This is a genomic window from Nocardia exalbida NBRC 100660 (assembly GCF_000308575.1).
In the GTDB taxonomy this organism is placed as follows: domain Bacteria; phylum Actinomycetota; class Actinomycetes; order Mycobacteriales; family Mycobacteriaceae; genus Nocardia; species Nocardia exalbida.
Genome location: NZ_BAFZ01000104.1, coordinates 1 through 1275 on the forward strand (window position 1 = coordinate 1; position 1275 = coordinate 1275).

Here is a 1275-nt window from a genome sequence, read left to right on the forward strand (position 1 = left end):
GGCAACGCCTCCAGCACCACGATCGCGTCGGGCACCATGTAACCGGTCAAGAACTTCGCGACCTCGCCACGCACCGCGGCGGGGTCGACGCGCACACCGGTGTCGGGGACCACGTACCCGATCAGGCGTTCGCCGGTGTGCTGGTCCTCGCGGACCAGCGCGACCGCCTGCCCGATCCCGTCGCAGCGCAGCAGCGCCGCTTCGATCTCCCCCAACTCGATCCGGAACCCACGCAGTTGGACCTGCTGATCCCCGCGCCCGGCGTACTCGAGCACCGCGTCCTCGGCGCGGGCGCGCCAGCGGCCGATGTCACCGGAGCGATACATCCGCGCACCCGGCGCACCGAACGGATCGGCCACGAACCGGGCCGCGGTCAACCCCGGCCTGCCCAGATAACCCCGCGACAACTGCCCGCCCACCACATGGATCTCCCCGGCCACCGCCACCGGCACCGGATGCAAACGCCCATCGAGCACATACGCACCCAACCCCGCGATCGCCCGCCCGATCACACTCGCGCCCTCACCCGCGTGCTCCGGCTCCATTTCCAGGAACGACACATGCACCGTGGTCTCGGTGATGCCGTACATGTTCACCAACCGGGTGGCCGCGCCGTGGCGTTCATACCAACGCCCCAGCTTGCGCGGATCCAGCGCCTCACCACCGAAGATCACATACCGCAACGCCAGCTCACCCCCGGCCGCGGCCCGGTCGGCCTCCACCAACTGATAGAACGCCGACGGAGTCTGGTTGAGCACACTGACCCGCTCACGGATCAACAACTCCCGGAACTGTTCGGGCGAGCGGGAAGTCAGATAATCGACCACGACCACACTGCCGCCGTGCGCCAACGCGCACCACAACTCCCACACCGAGAAATCGAACGCATACGAGTGGAACAACGTCCACACATCCTCACGACCGAACCCGAACAACGGCGCAGTGTTGGCCAGCAACTCCACCACATTGCGGTGCGCGACCCCCACACCCTTGGGCACGCCCGTCGACCCGGAGGTGTAGATGACATACGCCAGATTGTCCGGCCGCAACGGCGCCACCCGATCCGCGTCACCCACCGGCGCATCCGAATATTGCTGCGCATCAGCCAACACCACCACCGGCAACCCGCCAGCCGGTAACCCATCCCGCAACTCAGCAGTGCTCAACACACACACCGGCGCAGCGTCCTCGAGCATGAACTCCAACCGCTGCACCGGATAAGTCGTATCGATCGGCAGATACGCCGCACCCGCGGTCAACACACCCAACAGCGCC

1 protein-coding gene is annotated in these 1275 nt (G+C 66.8%); it reads right to left on the bottom strand.

The features are described 5' to 3' along the window. On the bottom strand, positions 1-1275 hold a 1275-nt coding region (locus ON29_RS24985), incomplete at both ends, for an amino acid adenylation domain-containing protein (protein WP_040870041.1).